At 44.9% G+C, this 25,342-nt stretch carries 28 protein-coding genes; all 28 read left to right on the top strand.

Translation table 11 applies throughout. The features are described 5' to 3' along the window. Window positions 1-28 precede the first annotated feature (28 nt). Complete coding sequence (locus HF638_RS00860) at window positions 29-394, top strand: response regulator (RefSeq protein ID WP_017689175.1); 366 nt, start codon at window positions 29-31, stop codon at window positions 392-394. Between the two features lie 11 nt (window positions 395-405). Further along, on the top strand, window positions 406-942 hold the full coding sequence (locus HF638_RS00855) for a flagellar biosynthetic protein FliO (protein ID WP_169479114.1): 537 nt from the start codon (window positions 406-408) through the stop codon (window positions 940-942). Next, the gene (gene fliP, locus HF638_RS00850; RefSeq protein WP_076330674.1) at window positions 939-1,694 is read left to right on the top strand and encodes a flagellar type III secretion system pore protein FliP; all 756 of its coding nucleotides are present in this window, start codon (window positions 939-941) and stop codon (window positions 1,692-1,694) included. The genes HF638_RS00855 and fliP overlap by 4 nt, the downstream gene beginning before the upstream one ends. 25 nt (window positions 1,695-1,719) lie before the next feature. Continuing rightward, the gene (fliQ, locus tag HF638_RS00845) at window positions 1,720-1,989 is read left to right on the top strand and encodes a flagellar biosynthesis protein FliQ (protein ID WP_169478477.1); all 270 of its coding nucleotides are present in this window, start codon (window positions 1,720-1,722) and stop codon (window positions 1,987-1,989) included. Window positions 1,990-1,999: 10 nt separating this feature from the next. Then, a complete protein-coding gene (gene fliR, locus HF638_RS00840; protein WP_169478476.1) occupies window positions 2,000-2,788 on the top strand; it encodes a flagellar biosynthetic protein FliR in 789 nt (262 codons plus the stop codon). 23 nt (window positions 2,789-2,811) lie between these two features. Continuing rightward, window positions 2,812-3,894, top strand: coding sequence for a flagellar biosynthesis protein FlhB (flhB, locus tag HF638_RS00835; protein WP_211175446.1), 1,083 nt, complete (start codon window positions 2,812-2,814; stop codon window positions 3,892-3,894). A 25-nt stretch (window positions 3,895-3,919) separates the two neighbouring features. Then, window positions 3,920-5,953, top strand: a complete 2,034-nt coding sequence (flhA, locus tag HF638_RS00830) for a flagellar biosynthesis protein FlhA (RefSeq protein ID WP_169478475.1) — start codon at window positions 3,920-3,922, stop codon at window positions 5,951-5,953. Further along, window positions 5,950-7,302: a flagellar biosynthesis GTPase FlhF gene (flhF, locus tag HF638_RS00825; protein WP_169478474.1), complete on the top strand. Its 1,353-nt coding sequence runs from the start codon at window positions 5,950-5,952 to the stop codon at window positions 7,300-7,302. Before flhA ends, flhF begins: the two co-directional genes overlap by 4 nt. Next, window positions 7,299-8,186, top strand: a complete 888-nt coding sequence (locus tag HF638_RS00820) for a MinD/ParA family protein (protein WP_169478473.1) — start codon at window positions 7,299-7,301, stop codon at window positions 8,184-8,186. Before flhF ends, HF638_RS00820 begins: the two co-directional genes overlap by 4 nt. Window positions 8,187-8,218: 32 nt before the next feature. Further along, entirely contained in the window at window positions 8,219-9,661 is a 1,443-nt protein-coding gene (cheB, locus tag HF638_RS00815; RefSeq protein ID WP_169478472.1) for a chemotaxis-specific protein-glutamate methyltransferase CheB, read from the top strand. Window positions 9,662-9,693: 32 nt separating this feature from the next. After that, window positions 9,694-11,766 carry a chemotaxis protein CheA gene (locus HF638_RS00810; RefSeq protein WP_169478471.1) on the top strand — a complete coding sequence of 691 codons (2,073 nt, stop codon included), beginning with the start codon at window positions 9,694-9,696 and terminating at the stop codon, window positions 11,764-11,766. A 41-nt stretch (window positions 11,767-11,807) separates the two neighbouring features. After that, on the top strand, window positions 11,808-12,269 hold the full coding sequence (locus HF638_RS00805) for a chemotaxis protein CheW (RefSeq protein ID WP_062833811.1): 462 nt from the start codon (window positions 11,808-11,810) through the stop codon (window positions 12,267-12,269). Between the two features lie 10 nt (window positions 12,270-12,279). Next, window positions 12,280-12,900 carry a chemotaxis protein CheC gene (locus HF638_RS00800; RefSeq protein ID WP_139331862.1) on the top strand — a complete coding sequence of 207 codons (621 nt, stop codon included), beginning with the start codon at window positions 12,280-12,282 and terminating at the stop codon, window positions 12,898-12,900. Next, entirely contained in the window at window positions 12,893-13,390 is a 498-nt protein-coding gene (locus HF638_RS00795; protein WP_169478470.1) for a chemotaxis protein CheD, read from the top strand. Before HF638_RS00800 ends, HF638_RS00795 begins: the two co-directional genes overlap by 8 nt. A gap of 4 nt (window positions 13,391-13,394) precedes the next feature. Then, on the top strand, window positions 13,395-13,838 hold the full coding sequence (locus HF638_RS00790; RefSeq protein ID WP_169478469.1) for a hypothetical protein: 444 nt from the start codon (window positions 13,395-13,397) through the stop codon (window positions 13,836-13,838). A 15-nt stretch (window positions 13,839-13,853) separates the two neighbouring features. Continuing rightward, complete coding sequence (locus HF638_RS00785; protein ID WP_017689160.1) at window positions 13,854-14,642, top strand: FliA/WhiG family RNA polymerase sigma factor; 789 nt, start codon at window positions 13,854-13,856, stop codon at window positions 14,640-14,642. Between the two features lie 61 nt (window positions 14,643-14,703). After that, window positions 14,704-16,113 (top strand): FapA family protein, encoded by a 1,410-nt coding sequence (locus tag HF638_RS00780; protein ID WP_169478468.1) that lies wholly within the window; start codon window positions 14,704-14,706, stop codon window positions 16,111-16,113. Between the two features lie 52 nt (window positions 16,114-16,165). After that, on the top strand, window positions 16,166-16,480 hold the full coding sequence (locus HF638_RS00775; protein WP_169478467.1) for a hypothetical protein: 315 nt from the start codon (window positions 16,166-16,168) through the stop codon (window positions 16,478-16,480). Window positions 16,481-16,545: 65 nt separating this feature from the next. Further along, entirely contained in the window at window positions 16,546-17,130 is a 585-nt protein-coding gene (locus HF638_RS00770) for a hypothetical protein (protein WP_169478466.1), read from the top strand. Between the two features lie 3 nt (window positions 17,131-17,133). Then, complete coding sequence (locus HF638_RS00765; protein WP_169478465.1) at window positions 17,134-17,760, top strand: endolytic transglycosylase MltG; 627 nt, start codon at window positions 17,134-17,136, stop codon at window positions 17,758-17,760. 295 nt (window positions 17,761-18,055) lie between these two features. Further along, on the top strand, window positions 18,056-18,754 hold the full coding sequence (rpsB, locus tag HF638_RS00760) for a 30S ribosomal protein S2 (RefSeq protein WP_017689155.1): 699 nt from the start codon (window positions 18,056-18,058) through the stop codon (window positions 18,752-18,754). Between the two features lie 115 nt (window positions 18,755-18,869). Beyond that, complete coding sequence (tsf, locus tag HF638_RS00755; protein ID WP_169478464.1) at window positions 18,870-19,520, top strand: translation elongation factor Ts; 651 nt, start codon at window positions 18,870-18,872, stop codon at window positions 19,518-19,520. Between the two features lie 231 nt (window positions 19,521-19,751). Continuing rightward, window positions 19,752-20,480: a UMP kinase gene (gene pyrH, locus HF638_RS00750; RefSeq protein WP_017689153.1), complete on the top strand. Its 729-nt coding sequence runs from the start codon at window positions 19,752-19,754 to the stop codon at window positions 20,478-20,480. Continuing rightward, window positions 20,480-21,034, top strand: coding sequence for a ribosome recycling factor (gene frr, locus HF638_RS00745; RefSeq protein ID WP_100529402.1), 555 nt, complete (start codon window positions 20,480-20,482; stop codon window positions 21,032-21,034). The genes pyrH and frr overlap by 1 nt, the downstream gene beginning before the upstream one ends. Before the next feature lie 89 nt (window positions 21,035-21,123). After that, window positions 21,124-21,891 carry an isoprenyl transferase gene (locus tag HF638_RS00740; protein ID WP_017689151.1) on the top strand — a complete coding sequence of 256 codons (768 nt, stop codon included), beginning with the start codon at window positions 21,124-21,126 and terminating at the stop codon, window positions 21,889-21,891. A 16-nt stretch (window positions 21,892-21,907) separates the two neighbouring features. Further along, window positions 21,908-22,702, top strand: a complete 795-nt coding sequence (locus HF638_RS00735) for a phosphatidate cytidylyltransferase (protein WP_169478463.1) — start codon at window positions 21,908-21,910, stop codon at window positions 22,700-22,702. Window positions 22,703-22,772: 70 nt separating this feature from the next. After that, window positions 22,773-23,912, top strand: a complete 1,140-nt coding sequence (locus HF638_RS00730; RefSeq protein ID WP_145146935.1) for a 1-deoxy-D-xylulose-5-phosphate reductoisomerase — start codon at window positions 22,773-22,775, stop codon at window positions 23,910-23,912. A gap of 113 nt (window positions 23,913-24,025) precedes the next feature. Further along, a complete protein-coding gene (rseP, locus tag HF638_RS00725) occupies window positions 24,026-25,297 on the top strand; it encodes an RIP metalloprotease RseP (RefSeq protein WP_169478462.1) in 1,272 nt (423 codons plus the stop codon). Window positions 25,298-25,342: the final 45 nt, after the last annotated feature.

Genomic DNA, 25,342 nt, shown 5'->3' with positions numbered 1-25,342 from the left:
GCACAATTTAGGGAGGACTTGAATCAAGATGGCAAACCGAATTTTAGTCGTAGACGACGCTGCATTTATGAGAATGATGATCCGGGACATTTTGTCCAAAAATGGATATGAGGTTGTTGGTGAGGCACAAGATGGCTCACAAGCAATTGAGAAATTTAAAGAGCTTCGTCCGGATCTGATCACAATGGATATCACGATGCCTGAGATGGACGGCATTGCAGCTTTGAAAGAAATCAAGAAGATTGATGCTAACGCAAAAGTGATTATGTGCTCTGCGATGGGTCAACAAGCGATGGTAATCGACGCTATTCAAGCAGGTGCCAAAGACTTTATCGTTAAACCTTTCCAATCTGACCGGGTTATCGAAGCTATTAGCAAGACACTGGGCGTTTAAGAGACATGATGATGGCTCAGGGTGATATTCCAGGAGGAGCTGGCGTGGGAAGCAATTATTATTTACAGCTTGTATGGGTGATTGTTGTCCTGGCCGTCATCCTGGCCCTTATTGTTTATCTGATCCGTTTTTTAAACAAACGGAATCAGCAAATGTTCCGGCACGGCACAATTCGTACCCTTGGCGGGGTCGGACTGGGGCAAAACAAGTCGTTACAAATTATGGAAATTGGTGGAAGTGTATATCTGCTTGGTGTAGGTGAAGACATCCAGTTGATAGATAAGATTTCGGATTTGGAAGAGGCGAAAAGGATCATTGATTCATTCGAACGAGATGCCGCTGCACAACAAGGGAATCTCTCGCCTCTCATTGCCAAGCTCACAAAACGCTTCCGTAAAGATGAACCGCCGCGGGAAATGGAACTGGAGGACACAACTTCTTTTCACGAAATGTTTGAATCCAAACTTCGGCAGATGCCTAACCGTAAAGAGAAGATGGAGAAGCTCCTGGATAAAGACAATACTACAGATCGGTCGAGGGATTCATGAAGAAAAAGATTTGGTTAGCGTGTTGTTTGATGGGACTTATCAGTCTGGCATCTGTCACGGTTGCCTTTGCCGAACCGATTCCGAATATTGATATTCAAATCGGAAACGGTGACGGAGGGACACCAAGCACGAGTTCACTGTCCATTATTTTATTAATTACGGTGCTTAGCATTGCACCAGCAATGCTTGTACTGATGACCAGTTTTACTCGGATTGTGATTGTGCTCGGTTTTGTACGTACATCGTTGGGCACACAACAAATGCCACCCAATCAGGTGCTGGTTGGTTTGGCGCTATTTCTGACACTTTTCATTATGTCGCCGACGTTGTCTTCCATAAATCAGGTAGCGCTTCAGCCCTATCTCCAGGGAGATCTTACGCAAACCGAGGCACTTGAAAAAGCAGCGGATCCCATAAAAAAATTTATGTTTACTCACACCAGAGAAAAAGATCTGTTGCTGTTTATGAAATACAATCAGACTGAACAGCCAAATACCTACCAGGATATTCCAATTACTGTTATGGTGCCGGCATATGTAATCAGTGAGTTGAAGACAGCGTTCCAGATGGGGTTTATGATTTTCATTCCGTTTCTGGTTATAGATATTGTTGTCGCGAGTACACTCATGGCAATGGGGATGATGATGCTTCCGCCAGTCATGATCTCATTACCTTTCAAAATACTGCTCTTTGTCCTTGTGGACGGGTGGTATCTGGTAGTCAAGTCACTGTTGCTGAGTTTTAATACTTGAGCCGGAAGGTTAAAGGAGGACGGTCATGACTTCGGAATTTATTATCGGTCTGGCCGGGAAAGCGGTATATACGTCATTGCTGGCCAGCGCACCCATGCTTATACTTGCTCTGGTTGTAGGACTTGCAATCAGTATTTTCCAAGCGACAACTCAGATTCAGGAACAAACATTGGCTTTTGTACCCAAAATTATTGCTGTGCTTCTGGCAATACTTGTGTTCGGACCTTGGATCTTGAATATATTGCTTGATTTCACGTATAACATTCTTGACAATCTCTACAGATATATAGGGTAGGCTTTAGCAGATGGAGACATTATTGCAAAGTTTCCCTGTCGCTCTGCTTATGTTTTGTCGAATCACATCATTTTTTGTAACTGCGCCGGTCTTTTCAGCTCGAAATGTGCCGACTTCAGTTAAAATTGGTATCTCTGCATTTGTCACATTGTCTGTCTATCTGATTTATGGAATAGATCAGACCGTACCCACAGACATGAGCTACGTTCTGTTGATCATCAGAGAGATTCTCATTGGCCTGCTTTTAGGTTTTGTGGCTTATCTGTTAATGACGGCTGTACAGACTGCAGGAACTTTTATCGATCTTCAGATCGGATTTGGTATGGCTAATGTATTTGATCCAATGACAGGCGCTTCAGCACCGCTTACGGGTAACTTGAAGTATGCATTTGCTATGCTTCTGTTTCTGACGATGAATGGCCACCATTATTTACTGGATGCGATAGTTTACAGTTACCGATGGGTTCCGTTATCAAATGTATTTTTCCTACGGTTGGCAGATGGAAGTATTGCAGAATTTTTGATTCGGACATTAGGTCAATCATTCATGTTGGCTTTTCAGATGTCGGCTCCAATTGTAGTGGCGTTGTTTTTGACGGATGTAGGATTGGGGTTTTTGGCCAAAACCGCTCCTCAATTTAATGTGTTCGCAGTCGGATTGCCACTTAAGTTACTTGTTGGTCTTGCTATTTTGCTTTTGCTGGTTCCCAGTTTCTCCTTTATATTTAGTCAATTGTTCGAGGCAATATTCAGATCCATGGAAAAATTGCTTGGAACCATTGGACAAAGGCCGGGCTGAGTGAAACGGAGGATAAGACTCGGATGAAACTTCAACTCGACCTCCAGTTGTTTTCAGGGGAGAAGACGGAGAAAGCTACCCCGAAAAAGAGACAGGATGCACGTAAAAAAGGACAGGTTGTCAAAAGTCCGGAGATATCCGGTGCTTCGATTCTCCTGTTCTCGTTTTTGATCTTGACAGTCTTCGGTGATTTTTACAAGGAACGTACAGTTCGACTGTTTACAGATATTTTTATCAACCGGCTGAACATGAATATCAACAGTGAAAATGTAATGATACTTATGATGCGTTATGGCATTGAAGTGATGTTACTGCTTGCTCCGGTATTGTTGGGTGCGGTTCTAGTTGCTTTAATCGTTAACTACATGCAGGTTGGTTTTCTGCTCGTGGGCGAAGGATTGAAGCCGAAACTGGAGAAGTTGGATCCGATTAAAGGATTCAAAAATATTTTCTCTATGCGCTCTGTGGTCGAATTTGCGAAGTCCATTTTGAAAATGTCCATCATCGGTTATCTTGTTTACAGCACAATTATAAGCTACCAATCCGATATTGCCTCACTTTCTCACTTTTCATTGGATGCTATTTTACAATTTGCTGCATCTATCACGTTAAGTCTGGGTGTTAAGATTGCTGTTGCACTTATGGTACTTGCAATATTCGATTACATGTACCAAAAGTATGATAATGAGAAAAAACTCCGTATGTCCAAGCAAGATATCAAGGACGAGTATAAGAAAATGGAAGGGGACCCGCTGATCAAAGGTAAAATCCGGGAACGCCAGCGTCGTATGGCTATGCAGCGTATGATGCAGGAAGTGCCGAATGCGGATGTAATCATCACGAACCCGACCCACTTTGCCGTTGCGTTAAAGTATGAAGGATCTGAGATGGAGGCACCGCAGATTATTGCCAAAGGTCAGGACTATGTCGCCTTACGTATTAAGGAAATAGCCAAAGAGCACGGTGTTATTACAATGGAAAACAAGCCGCTGGCACGGGCATTGTTCCAGAGAGCCGAGATTGGTGACGCCATACCGGCCGATTTGTTTCAAGCGGTAGCCGAAGTGCTGGCTTATGTATATAAACTAAAGGGCAGAACGAAATAAAAGGGGATCGGAGGCCGTACATTCATTGAAAACAAAAGATTTAGCTGTCCTTGCGGGTATTATCGGCATTGTGTTGATGATGATTCTCCCGATCCCAATCTGGCTATTGGATATGCTGCTCGTCGTCAATATTTCAATTGCACTGATGATACTCCTTGTTGCGATGAACAGCAAAGAAGCGTTGCAGTTTTCTATTTTTCCAGCTTTACTGCTAATCACTACTCTATTCCGACTTGCATTAAACATTTCGACAACCAAGCTGATCCTTGGTGAAGGGGATGCTGGAGCCGTTGTTGCTACCTTTGGTAGCTGGATTGCCGGAGGGCAAATTGCGATTGGTTTTGTTGTGTTCCTGATCCTGGTTGTCGTTCAGTTTATCGTTATTACCAAGGGTTCGGAGCGTGTAGCTGAAGTTGCTGCCCGATTCACCCTCGATGCGATGCCAGGTAAACAAATGAGTATTGATGCGGATCTGAATGCGGGTCTGATCAACGAGCAACAAGCTCGTGAGCGTCGTTCCAAAATTGAACGCGAAGCTGATTTCTATGGAGCGATGGATGGAGCAAGTAAGTTTGTAAAAGGAGACGCAATTGCAAGTATTATCATCCTCCTGATTAATCTGATTGGTGGATTCATCATCGGGATGACTGTGCATGGTCTTGATTTTGCTGAGTCACTTGCGACGTACTCCGTTCTAACTATAGGAGATGGATTGGTCAGCCAGATTCCTGCCCTTCTTATTTCAACGGCAGCAGGTCTCATCGTTACAAGAGCATCATCTGAAGGAAACTTGGCAGAGGATATTACGGGGCAACTGTTTACATATCCAATACTCATTTATATTGTAGCTTTCGTTATTGCCATGCTCGGTTTCTTCACACCTATTCATATTATTACCACACTTCCGTTGGCAGGCGTGCTGGCATTTGCCGCATGGCGCATGCAGAATAATTTGAATTTGAAACAGGAAGCGGAAGAACAGCTGGAAGAAGAACAGCAGATTGAAGAGGTCAGAAGTCCTGAAAGTGTAATTAATCTGCTTCAGGTTGACCCTATTGAGTTTGAATTTGGTTATGGTTTAATCCCACTGGCTGATAATCAGCAGGGCGGGGACTTATTGGATCGGATCATTATGATTCGGAGGCAGTGTGCTCTTGAACTGGGGTTGGTTGTTCCGGTCATACGGATACGAGATAATATCCAGCTCAGACCTAATGAGTATGTTATCAAAATCAAGGGGAACGTGGTAGGCGGCGGAGAACTGTTGTTGAATCACTACCTTGCCATGAGTCCAGGCTATGATGAGGAGTCCGTGACAGGTATTGAAACGACAGAGCCTGCTTTTGGACTTCCGGCACTGTGGATTGATGAAGTAACCAAAGACAGAGCGGAACTTGCAGGGTATACGGTTGTAGATCCGCCATCTGTTGTGGCGACACATCTGACGGAATTGATTAAGAAACATGCGCATGAGTTACTTGGAAGACAAGAGACGAAAGCGCTTGTGGATAATCTCAGAGAGAACTATTCTGCATTGGTGGATGAACTGATTCCTTCCCTACTTTCCATTGGTGATGTGCAGAAAGTGCTTGCCAAGTTATTGCGTGAGAAAATATCTATTCGTGATATGGTTACCATCTTCGAGACACTGGCTGACTATGGTACGTATACGAAGGACCCGGATGTCCTGACTGAATACGTCAGACAATCCCTCTCACGTCAGATTACTCAGCAGTTTTCACAGAAAGGCGAGACGCTTCGAGTGATCACGGTGGGACCTGGTCTTGAGAAGAAAATTGCTGAAAGTGTGCAACAATCCGATCAAGGCAGCTATCTTGCGTTAGACCCTGTTTCTACACAAAGTGTATATCAGAAGCTGAGTGAACAAGTGAACCGTTTGATTCAATCAGGTCAACAACCTGTTGTATTAACTTCTCCAACCATTCGGATGTATCTGCGTCAGGTTATTGAACGTACTATGCAGGACATTCCTGTGCTTTCCTACAGCGAGTTGGAGCCGAATGTTGAAATTCAAAGTATCGGGGTGGTGAACTTATGAGAGTAAAACAATACGTTGTTGAGACCATGCCCGAAGCTATGCTTCAAATTCGCAAAGACCTGGGAAGTGATGCCGTCATTCTGTCCACTAAAGAGATTAAGGTGGGCGGTGTGATGGGAATGTTTCGCAAGAAACGGATCGAAGTTGTAGCTGCAGTGGATAAGGAAGAAAACAAGCAAACGACGAAGCCAGCACAAAATCAATTCACACCTGTACCTCGTGCGTTTGTACCTGAGGCCTATCGCCAAACAGCTCGTTCGTTTGTTGCTGCTTCTGATGAGTCGGCTACAACGAATACAGCTGATCAAAGTGCTCAGGAAAAATCTGCGGCTGCGTCGTCTATGTTTGAATCGAGTAATATCGGTTCAGACATAGATAGTAGCTTAGGTTCTTCGAGCACGGATCATAAACCGCGACCGCAAGGGGCGGATTTTTCGGGTTCAACAACTGCCACGAAGCATGCGGGCTCAGACCTGCAGCAGGATAAGTTGATGACTGAATTGCAGGATCTTAAACAGATGGTGACCAAGCTTTCAAAGCAAGGTACTTCTGCGGACCCTGTGCCAGAGGAACTGTATACGATCCGAGAGCGTTTGACAGAACAAGAGGTTTGGCCTGAAGTATGGGAATCCTGGTTCGATTCGATACAAGCAAAATGGTCTGAGAATGGATTGAATGAACAGGATGTAGAACAAGCGGTAAAACTTGAGGTCATGCACTTTTTGGAAGAACGTATTGATGAAGGCATTCTTCCTACCACTCGAATCGTCTATGTAGCTGGCCCAACCGGTGTAGGGAAAACGACGACAATTGCGAAATTAGCCGCTGAACAAATGTTCAAAAAACAGCGTAAAGTTGGATTCATTACATCTGACACGTATCGGATCTCAGCGGTAGAACAGCTTAGAACGTATGCTTCTATACTAAATGTTCCACTTGAGGTGGTACAATCGCCCGGTGATACACAACGTGCAATCTCTCGTTTAGAGCATTGTGACTTGATCTTTATGGACACAGCAGGTAGAAACTACAGAAATGAATTACTTGTCTCGGAACTGCAAAGTTTGCTTGCTCCTGTCGAGAATAGTGAAACCTTTTTGGTCATGAGCATGACTTCCAAAAGTGCTGATATGGTTCAGATTACAGAACATTTCAGCAAATATGGCCTGGATAAGGTGATTTTCACCAAAATGGATGAGACTGGGAGTTGCGGTCCGCTATTTAACCTGCTACATCGTTTTCCACTCAAGCTTGCATATGTGGCAAATGGACAAAATGTTCCAGACGATTTGTTGAAGCCGGATGCAGATTCGTTGTCTAAACAGTTGCTGGGAGAATGGACACAATGAAGGATCAGGCAGCTTCACTTCGAAGTATGGTGTCGGAGCCATTGGAAATGGAAGGCATTGAACGAGCTAACCGTTCCTCTAAAATCATTACTGTGGCCAGTGGTAAGGGAGGTGTTGGGAAATCCAATTTTACACTAAACTTTGCACTGGCATTACAGGCTTTAGGGAAAAAGGTACTTGTGTTTGATGCTGATATTGGAATGGCTAATATCGATGTTCTTATGGGTACGTCTTCATCCTATAATCTTTACCACCTGTTGTACCGACAAAAATCCATAAGGGAGATCATACAACTTGGTGCCAGCGGCTTGCCTTACATTGCTGGAGGGTCAGGCATGAAAGAGTTGTTTTCATTGTCTGACCGTGATCTGGAGTTCTTCGCCAGTCAAGTGGAGGATATTGCCCAGGAAATGGACTATGTCATTTTCGATACAGGGGCAGGTCTTTCCAGAGAGAATATGACGTTTATCGGTGCTGCCGATGAATGCCTGATTATAACCACACCTGAACCGACTTCAATAACCGATGCTTACGCTTTAGTCAAAGTTATGCACGGCCAGGAAAATGCTACACCCTTTCGGATGATCGTTAACCGGGTGGAAGACGAACGGGAAGCGGAACGGGTGGCAGATAAAATAGCTGGAGTAGCAAGGCGGTTTTTGCAGACGGATATTCCGCTACTTGGGTATATATCAGAAGACGCCCAGGTAGTCAAGGCGGTTAAAAGACAAATGCCCTATAGTCTGGCGTATCCCAATGCCAAAGCCTCCAAAGATATAGAGAAACTTGCTCTTCGTTATTTGGCTGTACCTGCAACTCCGGAATCCGGAACCTTGACAGGAATCAGGGGATTTATGAATAAGTGGCTTAAACGTACAACATGATTTCTGAATAAAGGAAACAGGGGTGACACAACATGGCGGTGTATCAAGTATTGGTTGTCGATGATTCCGCTTTTATGCGTAAGATTGTTACGGATTTAATTGAAGCGGATTCGGAATTCAAGGTAACGGCAACGGCATCAAACGGTAGGGAAGCGATTCAAAAATCGCTAGAATTGAAACCTGATATTATCACAATGGACGTTGAGATGCCCGAAATGAATGGGTTGGACGCATTAAAATCAATTATGAAGGAATCCTTCGTTCCTGTGATTATGCTATCTGGTATCAATGAACAAGGCATGAAAGAAACCATTATGGCGCTTGAAGCAGGGGCATTTGACTTCATTCGCAAACCATCCATTGTACATGACCAGGATATCGCTCAAGTCGGCAAAGCCTTGGTTGAACGCATGCGTGCTGCGATGAATGAGATCAAACGAAAAGCTGATCGTGATTTATCCATGAAAAATAGAGACATGTTGCGAGGAACAGTAGCTCCCCCGACTCAGCCAGTGCAGAAAGAAATGCCAGCCAGGGATCGAGCGGAGCCTGTGAAAAAAACGATCGAACCTGCTCAGACAAGTCAACGCTCTATACAAGAGCGAACTGAAGTCTTTCAGGCCAAATCAAAGAAACCAATTGCGCCAGTATCACCTTCGAAACCAGGCCGCGTAGAGAATAGAACGGAGCCTTTACCGAAGTCAGAGCGTAACTCGGGGACAAATGCAGAAAAAGCAGTGAGGTCAGCTAATCCAGTACAGACTCCTAAGGAAATTCGACTACCTAATGCAGCTCGAGTGGCAGCTGATCAAATAGCAGCAACTTCTGCCTCTGCAAAAACCAAGGATTTAACCAAGTCTAATCTTGTTCCAAAAGGTGCAGGGGGCCCAGAAGGGCTATTCAACAAGCTTGTGGCGATAGGTTGTTCTACGGGTGGGCCTAGAGCTCTCAAGACATTGCTCGAGCAGTTGCCTGCTGATTTGCCAGCACCGGTCATTATTGTGCAGCATATGCCGCCCAATTTCACCCGTTCTCTGGCTCAACGATTGAATACGTTCAGTCCACTGCATGTTGTTGAAGCTGAAGAGGGCATGGTTCTGAAAAAAGGGACCGCCTATATAGCACCCGGCGGATTCCATGTGAAAGTTAACAAAACAGCGGACGGGAAGTTTATCGTGAAGTTGACTGAAGATCAACCAGTGAATGGACATAGACCTTCAGTGGATACGATGTTTGAGTCGCTTCTGCCGTTTACATCTTTACAAAGGCATCTTGTTTTGCTGACAGGAATGGGCAGTGATGGAGCACGTATGATGAAGAGATTATACGAAGCAGGAGTTACATCAACCTTTGCCGAGAATGAAGAAACATGTGTTGTATATGGTATGCCGCGTTCTGCTGTAGAGCTGCAATGCGTTCGACATCTTCTGCCACTGCAGGAGATTGCGTCTAAACTTGTTCAAGCAGTGAAATAACGGAGTGTAACTCACGGAGGAGGTGCCTCACAATGGACATGAACCAATATTTATCTATGTTTATTGATGAGTCTAATGATCATCTGCAATCCCTTAACGAAAACATGCTTCAACTTGAAGGCAATCCGGAAGATCTGGGAATAGTTCAGGTCATTTTCCGTTCTGCTCATACCCTGAAGGGTATGGCGGCAACAATGGGCTTCGAAGATTTGGCATCATTGACACATAAAATGGAAAATGTGCTGGACCTGGTGCGTAATGAGAAGTTGAAAATGCAAGATTTCATTTTTGATACCATGTTCAAGAGTCTGGATGCTTTGGAAACTATGGTTCAGGATATTACCGAAGGTGGACAAGGTAAAGCGGATGTGTCCGCTATCGTAGCTTCACTTCAGGCAATTGAAAATGGTGAAATGACAAGCGGAGATGCGCCTGCAACTGAAAAAAACAAATCGGCTAACGCTTCAATTGCGTCGGCTGTGGAGCTGGATGAATTCCAATATTCAGTGCTGGATCAGTCGATTGCTGAAGGTCACCGTGTATTTTATGTAGATGTGCTTGTAAGTGAGCATAGCCAGTTAAAAGGTGTTCGGGCTTATATGGTCTTTGATATGCTCGAGCGTTCAGGTGAAGTCGTAAAGGCTTACCCATCCGTTCAGGATATTGAGCAGGAGAAGTTTGAGCGCAGTTTCTCGTTGTATTACATAACAACTAAAGAGGCGCACGAACTGGAAGAAGGCATCATGAGTATCTCTGAAATTGAAAGTGCGAAGCTGATCCAATTGGATCAGGAGACTCTTCAGCAGATGGCTAATCAGGTCGCAGCCACAGTTGAAGCACCAACCGCACCGACTATTGTAGCTGAGGTTGCTTCACCAGATAAGAATTCTGCATCCAATGAAGAAGCCAAGACGGCACCAGCCAAAACAGCTGCGCCGAAACAAGCTGCGGCACCTTCACGTACCATTCGTGTCGATATTGAACGCCTCGATGTATTGATGAACTTGTTCAGTGAATTGTTGATTGACCGTTCCCGTCTGGAGCAACTGGCCAGTGAGACAGGTAACAATGATTTATCCGATACGGTAGCACATTTAAGCAGAGTAAGCACGGATTTGCAAAACATTGTATTGAAATTGCGGATGGTTCCGGTAGATACCGTATTTAATCGATTCCCGCGTATGATCCGTGATTTGGCTAAGACACTTGATAAAAAAATTGATCTGGTCATTACAGGTGCTGAGACGGAACTGGATCGTACGGTAATTGATGAGATTGGTGATCCCCTTGTGCATTTGCTGCGTAATGCGGTTGACCATGGTGTTGAATCCATTGCAGAGCGTGTAGCTGCAGGTAAACCAGAGATGGGTACAGTAAACCTGCGCGCCTTCCACAGTGGAAATCACGTATTTATCGAGATTGAAGATGATGGTAAAGGAATATATCGCGACAAGCTTCTGAAAACCGCAATCAAACGTGGAGTTGTAACTGAAGAACAAGGTGCCAAGATGAGCGACGATGAAGTGAATCAACTGCTGTTCGCACCTGGTTTTAGTACTGCGGATGTTATTTCAGATATCTCCGGCAGAGGCGTTGGTTTAGATGTAGTAAAATCAAAAATCACTTCGCTTGGCGGTAATGTAACGATTCATTCGACTCCAGGCAAAGGGACGAACTTCTCTGTTCAACTTCCGTTGACTCTTTCCATTATCGCTGCAATGCTTGTACGACTTGGTTCAGAGAAATACGCTGTTCCATTGTCCTCCATTGTTGAGACAGCGATTGTACAGCGTGAGCAGGTTCGCAATATTCACGGCAATAAAATGATCACGTTCCGTGAGTCACTGATTCCATACTTGTCCTTGAGCGAAGTGTTCTCCGTACCGGATTTCAATGATGCTGATGAGCAGGAAACAGAAATTGTCGTAATTCGCAAAGGTGACCGTCTTGCAGCCGTAGCTGTTGAGGAATTTATTGGACAAAGTGAGATTGTTCTCAAATCAATGGGAACGTATTTGCCTGCTATTGAAGGAATCTCTGGAGCAACCATACTCGGAGATGGACAAGTAGCCCTGATTCTTGATCCTAATGCATTTATTAAATAAGCATATAGCTAAGTCTTACATTTAATAGGGAGGTTTTTTACATGGAAGAAGAGTTGAAAGTCATCGTCTTTAAATTGGGTACCGAAGAGTATGGTATTGAGGTAGACAAGGTTCAGACGATTGAGCGCATGATGCCAATTACCCGTGTTCCCAAGACACTTTCCTTTGTAAAAGGAGTAATTAATCTACGTGGTGTTGTAATCCCGGTCATTGATCTACGCGGTCGTTTCTCCCTTCCGGAATCGGAGTATACGGACCAGACTCGTATTGTTATCGTAGGTGTAGACGACATGCAAGTTGGCTTTATCGTAGATTCTGCCAATGATGTTATTGATATCAAGAGCAGTGCGATCGATAGTCCACCAGAAGTGGTTGGCGGCGTCAAAGCGAGATATCTGCGTGGTGTGGCCAAATTGGAGGATTCACGCTTGCTGATTATGCTTAACCTGAACGAAGTATTAAATAAAAGCGAGATTGTACAGCTGGAAAGTGTTGAGGGCTAGTACCGTGGAAATGTTCAACCGATTTGAGGTATTCCAGATGGATGTGCTCAAAGAGGTCGGTAACATTGGAGCAGGCAACGCCGCAACGGCGTTGTCTCAACTCCTCAACAGACCGATTGACATGGGTGTACCTACAGTACAAATGCTCCCGTTTGAAGAAGTTGCTGAAAAAGTGGGCGGAGATGAACGCATCGTTGTTACCGTATTTCTTCGTGTAGAAGGGGAAGCACCGGGAAATCTTTTCTTTATGATGACACCAGAGGCTGCTAAAATGTTGTTGAATAGACTTGCTGGATTTGATTTGAAAGAAGGACTCGCTTTCACAGATATGGAGCAATCAGCCCTTTCCGAAATTGGAAATATTTTGGCTGGATCATATCTTTCTTCTTTGGCAGATTTCACGAAGTTGTCCATGTATCCAACCGTTCCTGGACTTGCTATTGATATGGCGGGTGCCATTCTGAGCTATGGCTTGCTGCAATTCGGCGAGATGGGTGACGATGCATTGTTGATTGACACATCTTTCTTTGAAGGTGAAGATCAGGTTGAGGGTCAGTTTTTCCTGATTCCAGATCCGCCATCATTTGCAAAGATATTTGAATCGCTAGGGGTGCCACTGAGCCATGATTGAGGACAAAAGCGTCGTTAAAGTCGGTATGGCGGATTTAAACATCGCTCATCTTCCTGGCGTAATCCGTACGACTGGCCTGGGCTCGTGTGTGGGATTAACAATGTATGACCCACATTTGAAACTGGCTGGAATGGCGCATGTCATGCTTCCTACTTCCGAGATTGCCCGTGAAGGGAAACTGAACACAGCCAAATATGCGGATACGGCGTTGCCTGAGCTTTTGGAAAAAATGATAAAATTAGGCGCTGCTCGCTCTCGTATCGTTTCTAAAATGGCTGGAGGCTCTCAGATGTTTGCCTTTGCCGGTGCTGGGGATACGATGCGCATTGGACCACGGAATGCAGATTCTTGTCGAGAGTGGCTGCAAAAACTCAATATCCCCCTTCTTGCAGAAGATACGGGTGGTAATTATGGACGAACGATTGAAATGGATTGTGAAACTGGCCTTTTGACTATTCGAAGTGTACAAATGGGTGTAAAGGAACTATAAGACTATGATAGGAAACTACCGCATTAATCTAGGAGCAGGCATCGTTGGATTTATTCTTACTTTTTTTGTAGCTTACAGCAGCAATGTGCTGACGACCAGTTTAATTCGCGGATTGATCGGATTCGTAGCCTGGTTTGTCCTTGCATATGGTTTACGTTGGGGATTGGGATTGCTGCTGAACCCTCAGCCCCAGGGAAATGGATATGGTTATGATTCACCAAATGCTCAAGATCAAAGAGGTTCACAGGTGGACATCAAACTCGAAGACGATGGACAAGAGCTGAACGACTTGCTCAAGAGTGGACAGAACGCCTCCTCTGGAGACGATCTTCCGCCATCTGAGACGAAAGCTCCAACGGGATTCGCCCCTTTGGATCCGCCTAAACTTGTCCGGACAAAGGATCCGGAGGAATTGGCGCAGGCCGTTCGTCACCTGACAGACAAATAAGGAGGGTGAAAGCAATTGAACGAGCGTAAAGCTTCACATTTGAACCATTCTGATCTGTGGGAAAAGTGGAAAGAGCATGGAGATCTTGAAGCCAAGAAAACTTTGATTGAAAAGTATCTCCATATTGTAAATTATGTTTCCGGCCGCCTGGCAGTCGGTTTGCCTAAAAATGTTCCTAAAGATGACTTGGAGAGTAATGGCGTTATGGGATTGATTGATGCATTGGAGAAATTCGACTATGAACGTGGTCTGCAATTTGAAACCTATGCATCATGGAGGGTCCGCGGAGCCATACTTGACGGTCTGCGTCAAGGTGATTGGGTTCCGCGTTCTGTGCGGGAGAAGGCCAAACGGATTGAAGACGCCTACCAGCAGCTGGAACAAAGCTATCTCAGGTCCGTTAGTGATGAGGAAATGAGTGAGTATCTGGACGTGTCGACCAAAGATTTTCAACATATGCTTCAGGAAGTGGCAGTCATGTCACTTTGCTCGCTGGAGGACCCAATTCGTGAAGAAGAGTCTGAGACACGTCTGTCTTTAATGGTGGATGAGAAAGCTAAAAATCCGGATTATAAAGTGAATGAGTTTTATTTGAAGGAAGCTTTGGTGCAAGGGTTGGACAAGTTGACGGTAAAAGAGCGGACAGTTGTTTCACTCTTGTATTACGAAGACCTTTCTCTTAGTGAAATTGCGGAGGTTATGTCTCTTTCTCCGTCTCGTATATCCCAGTTACATTCCAAGGCAATATTACGATTACGCGGCACATTGGACAAACAGAAAGATTTGTTGATGCGTAAAGATTAATAGAGAGAAGTAATATATTGGAGTTTGGGGAGTGGAAAGTCTAAAAGGGGGAAGAACTGGAGTGACACAGCGGACTGCTTTGGAACAATGTTTAAACATTGTTTTATCGGACGACAAATGCACAGCCTACCTTGAATTTTCCAAAGAGGAAGAAGGCTTTGCCTGCACGATCGATGAACTTGAACAATTTGTGGCGAACAAGGGCATCAAGCAAGGTGTATTACGAGAGGCATTATTGCTTTTTGTGAGTAACCCTGAAACCTATGTAAAAGATAAATATAAAATTGCCCAAGGTGTTGCTCCTATTCAGGGAACAGATGGATTCATCAAGATCCTGATAGGGATGGACGATACGAACGAGCGACGACCGCTCGAATCGGAAGATGGAACCGTTGATTACAAAGAAGTGACCCGGTTAAACAATGTTCGTAGTGGTCAGATCATTGCAGAGCGAATTGCTCCTGGCGATGGTATACCAGGCAGGGCAGTAACAGGTGAGGAAATTCCTTATCGTCCCGGAAAAGAAGCTCGGTTTAAAGTTGGGAAAAACGTTGTGATTAACCCGGACGGATCTGCGATGTATGCTGCACTGGATGGGCTCGTTACCAAAACGGACGGTAACAAACTGAATGTATTTCCGGTTTATGAAGTCAATGGAGACGTTGACTACAATAACGGTAATATCGACTTTGTAGGCACAGTTGTCATACGAGGCAACGTACTTACCGGATTTAAAGTAAAAGCAGCAGGTGATATTCGTGTCGTCGGAGGTGTCGAAGGAGCGGACCTGGAAGCAGGTGGTTCAATCGAAATTACCGGTGGCATTATTGGTTATAACAAAGGACTTGTACACGCAGGCCATAATGTTAAATGTACCTTTATTCAAGAAGGCAACGTGGATGCAGGTGAAGATGTACTGGTTTCCCAAAGTATTATGCACTCCAATATTCGTGCTGCCCATGGTGTCATCTGTGCAGGAACCAAAGGTCTTATCGTTGGCGGCTCAATCCAGGCTGGTAAGAACGTCTCAGCGCGTGTTGTAGGCAACAGTATGTCCACGGTCACTGCCATTGAAGTTGGTGTGTTGCCGAGGCTGCGTAACGAACTGAATGATTTGCGCAAGGAAGTTAGAGAGCAGATGGATTCCTTGGACAAAACGAAGAAGGCTTTGACATTGTTGGATCAGTTAGCTGCCGCTGGACAATTAAGCCCAGATAAGATGTCGATGCGAATCAAGCTGAATGCTACGCAGAAATCTGCTCTTCGTATAAGTGAAGAAACGAAAATGCGTATCTTCGAAATTGAAAAGGAACTTGAAGATACAAGTATGGCTCGTGTTGATATTTTGAAGACGATTTATGGAGGCTCTAAAATAGTTATCGGCAGATACACGAAATTTATTAAAGATCCAGTCAGTCGAATTTCATTTTATTATCACGATGGCGATATTACGATGGTTCCATACGTTTAAGTACAGCATTCAGGCACATGAAGAAATCCATTCGAAACCGTGAGGTGAGCGTATGAGTTTCAAAGCAGTGGAGTTGCAGATTGCGGTACCACGAACAAGCGAGGCAGGGCGTTATCAGAGTGAGGCCCAGCAGAGACCGGTTACAGATCAGAATCTCTTGGCAGAGCAAACGGCGAAAGAAGCAAACGAAGCAAGGCAACGAAGTGAAGCAATGGACGAAACTTCACAGACTTCGGTGCGTGATGGTCATACCCATGATGAGAATCAGCAGAGTGGTTCTGATGGACAGGAAACTGCGCAGGTTCAGGAAACCGTCAAACCTGCGGAGCACCCTTACAAAGGAAAACACATTGATCTATCTTTATAACAGGTGATTGTGATGGACATGCAGTCTTACGTACCGATGGTTGAACTAGAAGGAGAGAACCCAATTTGTCACCATGGATCATCATTGTCATATTAGGAGCCTGCGCTATTGCCTACGCATATATCATGCCCCGGAAAAACAAGGCGCAGGAGCCTGGGCATCAACTGGTGCAGGAGATGGAATCTACGCTTGAACATTACATGACCGAGATCGAAAATGATAATGATGCTCTCATTCAGCGTGTAGCTGAAATGAAAGGAGAAGCGACAGCAGCCGATCAACGTATGCAATCGCAACTCCAGGAATTACAGCAGCGGTTGGATCAGCTGGAACAGAGCAAAAAGAACGAACCTGTCGCATCACCTCTCCCACACTCAGGTAATATACCTGTGCAAGCTTCCGAAGGTTTGCAAGCACAAGCGCTCGTGAAAAGTGTGCAAGCAGAGGCGGCCCAGCAGGCGTTAGAAGCAGATCTACCGACCAGCAAAGTCGAATCTATGCCTGGGCGTGAATCGATTAAAGATCGATATGCAGAACTCTTTAATTTACATGCAGAGGGTAAGTCGATGGATGCCATATCCAAGCAGACAGGTATTCAGCGTGGTGAGGTACAGTTAATACTGCAACTGGCAGAACGGGAGGAAAGCTAAGTCATGGACAAGCGATCCTTATGGATTGGTCTGGGGAGCGGTATGATTATTGGTGCAGTTTTGCTTCAACTGGCCACAGTAGGACAAAATGCATTATCTGATAGTAATCTTGACCCTGAGCAGACCGCCAATATGACGAAAGAACAGCTGGAAACAGTCGCGAAAAGCCTGGATATGAAGTTGGTAGGTTCTGAAGAGGAATTATACACAGAAGCAGAGTGGGTGGCGAAGAAAAAGCAGGAGAGCAGTGAGTTACAGGGGAATACAGCAACACCGCCTGAAACAGTAACCTCTGCGGAGACACCTACCGAGCCTGAGAAGCCACAAGAGCCTGCTACAAGTGAAGTTGAAGGGCAGAAAGAGATAACTGAGCCGAAAACAACAGAACCTGCAACGCCGAGCAATCCGAAAGGCGCAACGGTATCATTCAAAGTGCGTTCTGGCAATAGTCTGGCGATCGTTGCAGCGAACCTAAAAACCGCTGGAATCGTTGATGATGCACAAGCTTTCATAAAGGCTGGCAAAGCTGAACGAATCAACACCAAAATCCAAGTGGGTACTTATGCGCTTGAAAAAGGCGAGAGTTTCAAATCCATTATCGCAAAAATTACGAAAGAACCGTCAAGCTGAGCATGCTCGGACAGGACGGTTTTTTGCGTATTTAATCGTATAATTTGAAAAACCAATAATAAGTATTGTTGAGTTTCAGTTGAAGTATAGATTGCTAGGTTAAAAGCAATAAGTATGGAAGAAGATTTAGTTTCAAAGAGTGTTGCATCAGGTTGTCAGTTGTGCTATATTAGATAACGGTGTTAAAACACACGCATGTGCTAATTTTGTTGAGGGTGCTTTCCTGATGGAGAGTCTTGGCGAAAAATGATGCCGGCGGAGGACACAATAAAACCATATTAGGAGGTGTGTGAAGATGGCAGTAATCTCCATGAAGCAGCTTCTCGAAGCTGGGGTACACTTCGGTCACCAGACTCGTCGTTGGAACCCAAAAATGGATCGTTATATCTTCACTGAAAGAAACGGAATTTACATCATCGATCTGCAAAAGACGGTGAAAAAAGTCGAAGAGGCTTACAATTTCGTTAAAGGAATCGCAGGAGAGAATGGTAAAATTCTTTTCGTGGGTACTAAGAAACAAGCTCAAGATTCCGTTAAAGAAGAAGCTGAACGTGCTGGTCAATTCTACATTAACCAACGCTGGCTCGGCGGTACCCTGACTAACTTCCAAACTATTCAAAAACGTATTGATCGTTTGAAACAGTTGGAAGCTTGGGAAGAAGACGGTACATTCGCTGTATTGCCTAAAAAAGAAGTAATCTTGCTTCGCAAAGAAAAAGATCGTCTGGAGAAATTCTTGGGCGGTATTAAAAATATGAAAGGCCTGCCAAGCGCCCTGTTCATCATCGATCCACGCAAAGAGCGTATCGCTGTTGCGGAAGCTCGCAAATTGGGTATCCCAATTGTTGGTATCGTTGATACTAACTGCGATCCGGACGAGATCGATTATGTTATCCCAGGTAATGACGACGCGATTCGCGCTGTTAAATTGCTGACAGGTAAAATGGCTGACGCTGTAATCGAAGCTAACCAAGGCGAAGAAACTTCCGCTTAATAGATTCGAACATATGCAATAAACTAAATGAAAAGGGTGGTTGGCAGGTGGATAACCTCTCACTGCCCTTTTTTTAGAGTGTACGTACAATACTTAATTTTGGAGGGAATTTATAATGGCAGTTAATGCGAGTGCAGTAAAAGAACTTCGCGAAAGAACGGGCGCTGGTATGCTCGATTGTAAGAAAGCACTGGAAGAAGCAAACGGTGATGTAACGAAAGCAGCTGAATTGTTGCGTGAGAAAGGTCTTTCTGCAGCAGCAAGCAAAGCGGGCCGTGCAGCAACTGAAGGCGTTGTAGAATCTTACATCCACGCTGGTGGACGTATTGGTGTCTTGGTTGAAGTTAACTGTGAAACAGACTTCGTAGGTAAAACGGATCAATTTAAGGATTTCGTTAAAGATGTAGCTATGCAAATCGCTGCAGCTAATCCTAAATTTGTTACACGCGAAGAAGTTCCTACAGAAGAGTTGGAAAAAGAAAAAGAAATTCTGAAAGCTCAAGCTCTTAACGAAGGCAAACCAGAGAAAATCATTGAAAAAATGGTTGAAGGCCGTATCGGTAAATACTACGAAGAGTATTGCCTGCTGGAACAAACTTTCGTTAAAGATCCAGACAAAACGATTTCCCAATTGCTGAACGAAAAAATCAGCCAAATTGGTGAAAACATCTCCATCCGTCGTTTCGTTCGTTACGAACTGGGTGAAGGTCTTGAGAAAAAAGTAGACAACTTCGTAGAAGAAGTAATGTCCCAAGTAAACAAATAAGACGGTTTTTAAAACCGGCAAACAGGATTGATTTTCGAAGATATAAGAATGATGAAACTTCGAAGCGTAAACTCCCTTATATCCCAGGAAAACAGTGCCTTACCGGTTAAACGTTTTTCCTAAAAGAGCGGAACACAACTGTGTTCCTTTCTTTTTAAGCAGGAGGCCATGCGCGAGAAGTTTTGTTGGTTGAACACCGAGCGTGTTCAATTCAAAGTGGAGGGTGAATAATTGGAACAGCCAGTATTTAAACGTGTTGTCTTAAAGGTCAGCGGAGAGTCTCTTTCCGGTCAAAACGGCTACGGTATTGATGCAGATACGATCTCGTCGATTGCCCAACAGGTAAAAGAGGTTGTTGCACTTGGTGTACAAGTTGCTATTGTATGTGGCGGCGGAAACATCTGGCGTGGAATTGCCGGTAGCGAAAACGGCATCGATCGTGCAACTGCAGATTATATGGGTATGCTGGCGACGGTAATGAATTCGTTAGCACTCCAGGATGCTTTGGAACAGATTGAAGTACCAACGCGTGTACAGACATCTATTGCAATGCAACAGATTGCAGAGCCTTATATTCGTCGTAGAGCTATTCGTCATCTGGAGAAAGGCCGGGTCGTTATTTTTGCAGCAGGTACAGGTAACCCGTTCTTTTCCACGGATACAACAGCAGCACTGCGCGCAGCGGAGATTGAAGCAGAAGTTATCTTGATGGCCAAAAACAAAGTCGATGGTGTATACTCAGCAGATCCGTTTAAGGACAGTACAGCTGTCAAATTTGATCAGTTGACTTACATGGATATTCTTAACAAAGACCTTGGTGTAATGGATTCGACGGCATCCTCGCTTTGTAAGGACAACAACATCCCGTTGATCGTATTTGCCATTACGGAACAAGGTAACATCAAGCGTGTTGTTCTGGGCGAACGTATCGGAACAATCGTTAAAGGGAGTGTAGATTAATGCCACAAGCGGTTAAACAACATGCCGAAGAGCGTATGGAAAAAGCAATTCAAGCATTGCGTCGTGACTTGGCTTCTTTGCGTGCAGGCCGTGCAACTCCAGCTCTTCTGGACCGAATTCAGGTAGAGTATTATGGGGCAATGACGCCATTGAATCAACTTGCTAATATCAGTACTCCGGATTCCCGTACACTGATGATTCAGCCTTGGGACAAATCTTCCATGGGTGACATCGAGCGTGCCATCATGAAATCGGATCTGGGGCTTACTCCAGCGAATGATGGTAGCATGATCCGTTTGTCTATTCCGGCATTGACGGAAGAGCGCAGAGCGGAACTTGTGAAGCTGACGAAGAAGTTCGGTGAAGAAGGTAAAGTAGCGATTCGTAACATTCGCCGTGACGCGAATGATGACATCAAGAAAATGGAGAAGTCAGACATTTCCGAGGATGAATCCCGGAGACATCAGGACGATATCCAAAAATCGACCGATAAGTTTATTGCTGAAGTCGATAAGGTACTTGCTGCCAAAGAAAAAGAAATCATGGAAGTGTAAGACAAGCGCAGCCCCTCCAATACGGTGGGGTTTTGTCTCTTTTTCCAAGCTTCAGATGAAGAAACTTCAGGGATTTTGGAGGAACAGGAATGATCAAACGGGTTCGGTCGTGGTGGAATGGGGCTGACAAGCAGGAAACGCTGACTATATCCGAGGACAATATCCCGCAGCACGTCGCCATCATCATGGACGGCAATGGACGATGGGCCAAACGTTTGGGACTCCCGCGTATAGCCGGGCACCAAAATGGCATGAAGGCGGTCAAACGTGCGACCATCGCGGCGGATGAACTGGGCATCAAATATCTGACGATGTACGCTTTTTCGACAGAAAACTGGACGCGTCCAAAAGAAGAAGTGGATTTTCTGATGCGACTTCCGCAAGAATTTCTGGCTATAGAGCTGGATGAACTTATAGAAAAAAATGTGCGCATTCGCATGATGGGCCAAGAGGAACATTTACCTTCTCATACCATCAATGCCTTGCGGGAAGCCATTCGTCTTACGGAACATAATACAGGTCTTGTTTTGAACTTTGCAATGAACTATGGAAGTCGTCGTGAAATGACGGACTGTGTTAAACAGATCGCTCTGCAGGTGAAATCGGGGGAACTATCGGCAGAGGATATAACACCTGAACTCATTGATAGACATATGCTGACGGTTGACATGCCCGATCCGGATTTGTTGATCCGGACGAGCGGAGAGTTGAGATTAAGCAACTTTATGCTTTGGCAACTTGCATATAGTGAATTATGGTTTACGGATATATACTGGCCCGAATTTGGCAAAAAGCATTTGCTTGAAGCAGTAGCCGAATATCAGCGCAGAACAAGGCGTTACGGCGGTTTGAAATAGATGGAGGATGAAGCCGTTGAAACAGCGATTAACGACAGGAATCATAGCAGGTGTGTTGTTTTTAGGTTTTTGCATGCTGGGCGGACCCTGGTACCATGGTTTGGTATTGCTTATGGCTCTCATCGGTTATTATGAATTTGTTAAAATGACCGGGGTGATGCCTTTTTCAGGTGTGGCCCTGATTGGATATGCAGGTGTGTTTGCCATTGTGTTTCCTTGGGAAATGCTTTGGGAGGCAAGGCCGCTATCCTTGTTTCAGGTCATCTGGATTGTAATGCTTGTATTGATGACAGCTTCGGTTGTCACCAAGAATAAGGTTCCCGTGAATACAGTAGCCATGCTTTTCCTCGGCGTTTTGTATATAGGAATCGGTTTCTATTACATTGCTGAATCCAGACATCTGCATCATGGATTGTTCTGGACGTTCCTGTTACTGGGCTCCATATGGGCCAGTGATGCAGGGGCTTATTTTGTAGGGAAACTAATTGGTAAAAACAAACTGTGGCCTTCCATTAGTCCAAACAAGACTATAGAGGGTGCACTGGGTGGCATCCTGATTGCAATTGTCACATCTGTTGTTTTTGCATTAGTGTCAGATGGTTTGCTTTCCTGGCAGAGAGCGATCGTGATCGGAATTGCCTGTGCAGTCGTAGGTCAGATGGGTGACTTGATCCAGTCTGCATACAAACGTGTATATAATATTAAGGATTCAGGCAATCTTCTCCCAGGGCATGGAGGCATTCTTGATCGGTGCGACAGCTGGATTGTTGTTTTCCCATTCGTACATATACTAATGCTACTGCCCTACTAAAGAAGAACATGAGTCTGAGATAACAGCCTTGTTCGTCGTAGGCATTGGATAAATAAAGATGAGGTGCAGCATGAAAAAAATTGCGATTCTCGGGTCGACCGGTTCCATTGGAACCCAGACACTAGATGTAGTAGACATGCATCCAGAACTCTTTCAAGTGGAAGGACTGGCTGCCGGAGGCAATACAGACCTGCTGATCGAACAAACCAAGCGTTACCGACCAAAGAAAGTCTCGGTGGGGTCCAAAGAATTGGCCGAGAAGGTAGCTCCACATTTGCCAGCAGGAACGCAACTGTTTTACGGCAACGAAGGACTCGTAGAAGTTGCGGCAGGAACCGATGCACATACGGTTGTTACAGCGGTGGTAGGGAGTGTTGGATTGGAGTCAACGCTTGCTGCCATAGACGCGGGTAAACAGATCGGACTGGCTAACAAGGAGACATTGGTTACAGCGGGGCATATTGTCACGACAAGAGCGGCTGCCAAAGGAGTCTCTTTATTGCCCGTTGATAGTGAGCACTCTGCTATATTCCAATGTTTGAATGGTGAAAACAGAGAACGCCTGACAGGAATCACACTCACCGCTTCAGGCGGATCGTTCCGTGATCTTACCCGTGAACAGTTGAAGAACGTGACTATAGAGGATGCGCTTAAACATCCGAATTGGTCAATGGGTTCCAAAATCACGATAGACTCGGCAACGATGGTAAACAAGGGACTTGAGGTTATTGAAGCGCATTGGTTATTTGGTCTTCGATATGATCAGATTAACGTATTGCTTCACCCGGAGAGCGTTATTCATTCCTATGTGGAATTTGATGACACCAGCATCATCGCTCAACTGGGTAATCCGGATATGCGAGTTCCCATTCAATATGCATTGACTTATCCTGACCGCTTGCCATCACCAGCACAGCGGCTGTCTCTTGCTCAAGCTGGGAAATTACATTTCCGTGAGATGGATATGGAACGGTTCCCATGTTTAAGAATGGCCTATGAGTGTGGTAAAATGGGAGGAACCGCAACAACGGCGTTTAATGCAGCCAACGAGGTTGCTGTAGCCCGTTTCTTGCGTAAAGAGATTTCATTCCTTAAAATAGAAGATATTATTGCTTCTGTGCTGGAAGCACACCACAATGTGGACGAGCCTGATCTGCAGGAGATCGCCCGATGTGATCAGGAGAGTCGCAAGCTTGCGTCCAGTCTGTAATCTCTTTTTTCATAACAAAATGGAAGAAGTGATTCTCTTGTGCGGTATCAGAGAATAATGATAATCTAGAGGGACAGACTGCGGTATGTGCCGTGAAGGAGGATGGATAGGGATTGGAAACCATACAAGTGGTATTTCTAACGGTGCTCATGTTCTTTGTCATCGTGACGGTTCATGAATGGGGGCATTATTACTTTGCCAAACGCGCCGGTATTCTTGTACGGGAATTTGCGATCGGTTTTGGTCCCAAATTGTTCTCATATAAAAGAAACGAGACCCAGTTTACATTGCGTTTGTTGCCTTTTGGTGGATATGCACGGATGGCAGGTGAAGATCCGGAACTGGTAGAGATCCAGGAAGGACAGACCATTGCGGTAAGATCAGCAGATGACCAGGTGAAGATGATCTATCTGGACCAGCTGGATAACCGTAAAAATGTAATACGTGGTGAAGTCATCTCCATTGATATGGAGAAAGCGCTGAAGCTTCAACTCGATGTAGATGGAGAGATTCAGGAGTATCGTATACATCCCCAAGCGATGTTGGTAAGTCGTGGTAAACAAACGCAGATTGCACCGAAAGATCGTCAATTCGGCAGCAAAACCGTTGGACAGCGTGCATTGGCTATTTTTGCGGGACCTCTGATGAACTTTATCTTGGCATTTGTGCTGTTTGCTGTATATGCGCAGATGGCAGGAGTTCCAGTGGAAAATCCGAAGAATCTTGAAATTGGTGAAGTGCTTGAAGGTGGGGCAGCCGATCAGGCGAACCTGCAAAAGGGCGATATTATCGAAACCATCAATGGTACTGCTATTGGTACGGATTCACAAAAAATGGTGACGATGATTGCCGATTCCAAAGACAAGCCGATGGAATGGACGCTAACTCGGGGGAATGAAACGTTTAATATAACGATTACTCCACGTGCAATAGAAGGGCAAGAGGGCGGAAAAGTGGGAATCGTTCCTACGTTACCGACTCGGTCCGTTGGATTTGTAGAGACCTTTACGGTATCAGGCGTAGCCATGGTTGACACAACCAAAGTGATATTTGAAGGGTTCAAACATCTGATCAATCAATTCAACATGGACGATATTGGCGGGCCGGTTCGTACGTTTGAAGTGACAGGGCAAATTGCTAAACAAGGAATTGAGCAGTTAACGAGATGGGCAGCCATTTTGAGTCTGTACCTTGGGATTTTCAACCTGTTACCAATACCTGCATTGGACGGTAGCCGTCTGGTATTTTTGGGAATTGAAGCGCTGCGCGGCAGACCTGTTGATCCAAACCGCGAAGGCATGGTGCATTTCATTGGATTTGCAATGTTGTTTGTGTTGATGCTGGCAGTAACTTACAATGATATATTACGTTTAATTAACGGATAATTACGGTTGGACTACGCTCTGGACATTCAGAGATAGTCGTTATGG

The sequence above is a fragment of the Paenibacillus sp. SZ31 genome, from assembly GCF_012912005.1.
Taxonomy (GTDB): domain Bacteria; phylum Bacillota; class Bacilli; order Paenibacillales; family Paenibacillaceae; genus Paenibacillus.
The sequence above is the reverse complement of the archived record's forward strand: the minus strand, read 5'-3'. Positions and strand labels throughout refer to the sequence as shown.